At 57.5% G+C, this 4,767-nt stretch carries 4 protein-coding genes, 1 tRNA gene and 1 pseudogene; all 6 read right to left on the reverse strand.

Going from position 1 to position 4,767, the window contains the following annotated elements; genetic code table 11:
* The coding region (locus HMPREF7545_RS01405) for a DUF4418 family protein (protein ID WP_071585630.1) at positions 1 to 412 on the reverse strand (412 nt) is incomplete at its 3' end.
* Between the two features lie 133 nt (positions 413 to 545).
* A tRNA-Gln gene (locus HMPREF7545_RS01410) sits at positions 546 to 621 on the reverse strand.
* A gap of 81 nt (positions 622 to 702) precedes the next feature.
* Positions 703 to 2,100 carry a thioether cross-link-forming SCIFF peptide maturase gene (scfB, locus tag HMPREF7545_RS01415; protein WP_006693878.1) on the reverse strand — a complete coding sequence of 466 codons (1,398 nt, stop codon included), beginning with the start codon at positions 2,098 to 2,100 and terminating at the stop codon, positions 703 to 705.
* A gap of 253 nt (positions 2,101 to 2,353) precedes the next feature.
* Positions 2,354 to 2,491 (reverse strand): six-cysteine ranthipeptide SCIFF, encoded by a 138-nt coding sequence (gene scfA, locus HMPREF7545_RS09995; RefSeq protein WP_006691237.1) that lies wholly within the window; start codon positions 2,489 to 2,491, stop codon positions 2,354 to 2,356.
* A 70-nt stretch (positions 2,492 to 2,561) separates the two neighbouring features.
* Positions 2,562 to 3,842 (reverse strand): UDP-N-acetylglucosamine 1-carboxyvinyltransferase, encoded by a 1,281-nt coding sequence (gene murA / locus HMPREF7545_RS01420; protein WP_006693879.1) that lies wholly within the window; start codon positions 3,840 to 3,842, stop codon positions 2,562 to 2,564.
* A 22-nt stretch (positions 3,843 to 3,864) separates the two neighbouring features.
* Positions 3,865 to 4,767 (reverse strand): annotated as a pseudogene (locus HMPREF7545_RS10330) (SpoIVB peptidase S55 domain-containing protein); the annotation flags it as partial.

Genomic DNA, 4,767 nt, shown 5'->3' on the forward strand with positions numbered 1-4,767 from the left:
CCGCGTCCCCCTTTCGATACACATAGATGTCGGCGGCGGCAAGCATGATGTCAAGCAGCGCAATGCTCGTCACTGCCGGTGCCGTAACCGTATGGCAGCGCATCTGATCCATCATGCACAGATCCATGAGATGCCCCGGCAGCAGGAGCGCAAGGAGAGACACGGGAATCATGGCAATCGCCAGCCCGCATTTGATGTGCGCGCGCGGGATGATCAGATGCAGCAGCGCCATCGCCGCAAGCACGGCGGCAACGCCCGCAATCGCCTCTCCCGTATGGTGACAAGGCATCCACGTCCCGTCCGGACGCGCCTCACACGGCGCAAAGACGGTCTGAATGCCGACAAAGAATATGAGATTCAGCACGAGCAGCAGCACGTCCGTGATGCCAAATCTGCGTTTTCCACGGTTCATAACAACAGCTCCTTTGATCGACGTATGCAAATCATTTCAAAATATAGTAACAAAATCGGAAATAATTTTCAATGACAAATGTCATGAAAATATAAAAGAGCCGCAGTACAAACTGCGGCTCTGCATTCACAAATGGCAGGGGTAGCTGGACTCGAACCAACGCATGCGGGATTCAGAATCCCGTGCCTTACCAACTTGGCGATACCCCTATGTCGCTCATTCGGCAACATGGGCAATTATAACGGATACAGCAATGCTTGTCAAGGAATTTTTTAAGCTGCATGAAGGAATCACGCCCTCTTGCGCATATCCTCCTGCGCTTCCTCCGCCGCCTCCTTCTCAAGCGCAAGCACCGCCTGCACGAGGATAGCGCACTCGAGGCGTTTCTTCTGGATCGCACAGCCGACCTCATACGGGTGCCGGATATCCCCGTGAAAGAGATCTGCGTTCGCGTGACAGCCGCCGCTGCAGTAGAACCGCGCCCAGCAGTCACGGCACAGAGGCTTGTTCAGCACATGTGAGTTGCGGAAATACGTCGGCAGCTCCGTATTCTCGACGCCCGTAAAGACGGAGCCGAGACGGTAGTTTTCGCGTCCGACGAACTGATGACACGGATAGAGATCGCCGTTCTCCGCGACGGCATAGTACTCGTGTCCCGCACCGCAGCCCGCCAGACGCTTTGCCACGCAGGGGCCGTGATTGAGATCCATATTGAAGTGGAAGAAGAAGAACCCCTTTCCCGCGCGCACGCGGCTGAGATACGTCTCCGTCAGGCGATCGTACTCGGCAAAGATGCGCGGCAGATCCTCCTCCGTAAAACCAAGCGGGCTGTCCTTCAGCACGACCGGCTCCATCGAAAGGATGTCAAACCCCGCCTCGTTCATCGCGAGCACATCCTTTGTAAAGTCCATGTTTTCGCGCGTATAGGTCCCGCGCAGGTAGTAGTCGTTCCCCCCGCGCGCCTCTACGAGCTTTCGGAAATTCCGCATGACGACATCATAGGTGCCGTTCCCGCGCGAATCTGGGCGCATCGCATCGTGAACCTCGCGCCGTCCATCTGAGGAGAGGACCACCGAAATATTGTTGTCGTTCAGCCACGCGATATTCTTGTCCGAGAGCAGCATGCCGTTCGTCGTCAGCGTCAGTTTGAACTCCTTGCCCGTCTCCTGCTCGCGTTTCCGAACATACGCCGTGACCTCCTTCACCGTGTGCAGATTCATCAGCGGCTCACCGCCGAAGAAGTCGATCTCGCAGTGCTTCCTCGGCCCGCATCCGTTCACGATAAAGTCCACCGCCGCGCACCCAACCTCAGGGCTCATAACGGCGCGATGGCCGCCGTAGCAGCCGCCGTCGCCGAAGCAGTATTTGCAGCGCAGATTGCAGTCCTGCGCTACCATCAGGCAGAGTGATTTGACGAGTCCGTGCGACTTGAACGTCGGCGGCACATTGATATCGGGGGCAAAGAGCGCTCCTGCCGCCATCAGCTCATGCAGTTCCCCGGCGGCCTCGCGCAGCTCCTCGGCGGGATAGCGCCCTGCAAGACGCGCAATCACAGCGTCATCGTTCGTACCGTCGAAATCATCCATCATATCATAAATCATCTCGTCGATGACATGGACTGCGCCGCTGTTGACATCAACGAGGATGTACATATCGTTCTGCTTGAACTTATGCGTTCGGACGTTCATTCTTTCTCCTTCGTAAACACTCTTGGAAATGCAGTAGTACGCCTAAACAACCCCTAGTGGAGCAAACGGGGAAAGTACATTCTGCCCCCTGCGGATTTCTTTCGTCCAAGCGAAGCGCGTTTAAGAAGTCCGCAGGTATTTAGGCAGATAAGTACACGACCGTTTGCACAGCGAAGGGTTGCGTGGCGTATGCAGGACAAAACACACAGAAAAAGCCCCTCTCGCAAGCGAGAAGGGCAGACGTTCCCCCGCCTTACTTTGCGCAGGGCTGATTGCCCACCGTGCAGGAAGTCTTGCAGGCGGACTGGCAGGATGCCTGGCATTCGCCGCAGCCGCCCGTGTAAAGCGTAGACTGCATCGTCGGCTTGTTGACCGTCTTGATGTGCTTCATAACTCATTCCTCCTCAATCGGTCATTGCTCCTTAATTCTATCGTATCAATCGTATTTATGCAAGATTTTTTTAGAGCTCCGTCCATTCGGCATCGGCGCGCTTGATATCCGCTCCGAGCGCGACCAGCTTTGCCACGAGATCGTCATAGCCGCGGTCAATGTGGTGGATATAGCCGACGCGCGTCTCGCCGTCCGCTGCCAGTCCCGCGAGCACCATCGCAGCGCCTGCACGCAGATCCGTTGCCCGCACGGCAGTGCCGAAAAGCGCCGCACCGCCCTCGACTGTCGCCGTCCGACCGTCCACGCGGATCTTGGCGCCCATGCGCAGGAGCTCATCCACATGCATAAAGCGGTTTTCAAAAACCGTCTCCGTGACAACGCTCGTCCCCTCTGCAACGGCCAGCATTGCCATAAACTGCGCCTGCATATCGGTTGGAAATCCGGGATAGGGCAGCGTTGTGAGGTCAATCGCCTGCATCGGCCCGTCCGCACGCACGCGAATGCCCTCGATATCCTCTTCGATCGTCGCGCCTGCCTCTTTGAGCTTTGCCACGACCGGCTTCAAATGTTCACTGATGGCGTTCTCGATGAATACATCGCCGCGTGTCATCGCTGCCGCGACCATATAGGTCCCCGCCTCGATACGGTCCGGAATGATCGTATAGTCCGCCGCACAAAGACTTGGTACACCGTCAATTTTGATGCGGTTGGTCCCCGCGCCGCGGATCTGCGCCCCCATCACATTAAGGAAGTTCGCAAGATCCACAATCTCCGGCTCAAGCGCAGGATTCTCCAAAATCGTCTGCCCTTCGGCACAGGATGCAGCCATCATGACGTTCTCCGTCGCGCCGACGCTTGGGAAATCGAAATAAATCAGTGCACCCTTCAGTCCATGTGGTGCGCGCGCATGGATCGCCCCCTGCGTGATCTCAATCTCGGCACCCAGAGCCTCAAATCCCTTGAGATGCAGATCGATGGGACGCGTCCCGATCGCGCAGCCTCCGGGCAGAGAGATCTCCGCCCGTCCCTCGCGCGCGAGGAGCGGCCCCATGATGAGAAAGGAGGCACGCATCTTTCGGACAAGCTCATATGGAGCACTGACGGTCGCAATCTTCGTCGCGTCGATATGCAGACGGTGGTGTGCCGCCTCATATTCTGCGCGAACCCCAAGCGATTGAAGGACTGCACAGATCGTATAGACATCTTCGAGCGCCGGTACATCCTCGAGCACAGTTACACCGCGGCTGCCGAGCAGGGCCGCCGCGATGATCGGCAGCACCGCATTCTTCGCCCCGCCGATCTTCACGCGTCCGCGCAGCGGATTCCCCCCATGAATGACCAGTTGTTCCATTCGCCCTCGTCCTCCTTGCGGCTCATCCCTCTACCTTGAGTGTTGCGTGTATGACATTCTCGATCACATACGGTGCAAAGAACTTCTCTTTCTCTTCCTTCTTCTTCGGATCGCCAAGCAAGGTCACACGCTTTTCCGGCGCCTGCTTTGCCGCGCGCTCCGATGCCTTGGCCGCCTCCCGCATACGCTTTTTCATTTCCTTATCCGAAGTCGGAGCAGGCGCCGCGCCGGGCGCGATGATAATCTCATTGTTCTGCCCCTTCTCCGCCAGTTCGCGGAGCTTATCCTCCGTTGTCTTGAAATGCTCCTCGTCGTCCGGGATCTCGAGGCCCGCCTGCGCGAGCAGCATCATCGGGTTCACGGGAACGAATCCGCCGCCGCGAATATCCAAATTCAGCGTTCCGGGCGGCTGCGTTTTCGGCACCCGATACGGAATGGAGAGCGTTTCCTCCGCCTTGCGATAGGGGTGAATCTTCGTTTGGAATGTCACCGTATCGCCCGGCTTTACCGTTGTCTTGTCCGGTGTCGCCGAAACTAGGAGTGCCGTCTGGCGCTCACCGTCCAGCTCCACATCCACGTCCACATCGACGATGTCGGATTCCTCCTCCGCATTCGTCACGATCGTATTCATCGCCTGCAGGAGCTCGGCAACGGCGACCTGTCCGACATCCGCCGTGCTGTAATACATATTGCGCCGTTCGAACACACCGCCCTCATATGCGTTCGTTCGAATCGCAAAGCGGATGCGCGCCGTACTGCTGCCAAGCGCATCCGACACGCGGCTCATCGCGGCATAGGTAATGCTGCCTGACAAAATCGGCAGAAAGTCCTCATCATAGGCAATCTGCGCGCCGAAAGTCTCCTCCGTGTTCAGCGCCTTATCTCTTACATGAATGCGCACAGGCACTGACGTTGGGAATGTCCC

It is taken from the genome of Centipeda noxia ATCC 43541 (assembly GCF_000160555.1).
Taxonomy (GTDB): domain Bacteria; phylum Bacillota; class Negativicutes; order Selenomonadales; family Selenomonadaceae; genus Centipeda; species Centipeda noxia.

Excerpts from the sequence above, each read along its gene's own strand:
- scfB (WP_006693878.1), bottom strand. The coding sequence starts at position 2,100 with ATGAACGTCCGAACGCATAAGTTCAAGCAGAACGATATGTACATCCTC.
- scfA (WP_006691237.1), bottom strand. The coding sequence starts at position 2,491 with ATGAAGCACATCAAGACGGTCAACAAGCCGACGATGCAGTCTACGCTT.
- murA (WP_006693879.1), bottom strand. The coding sequence starts at position 3,842 with ATGGAACAACTGGTCATTCATGGGGGGAATCCGCTGCGCGGACGCGTG.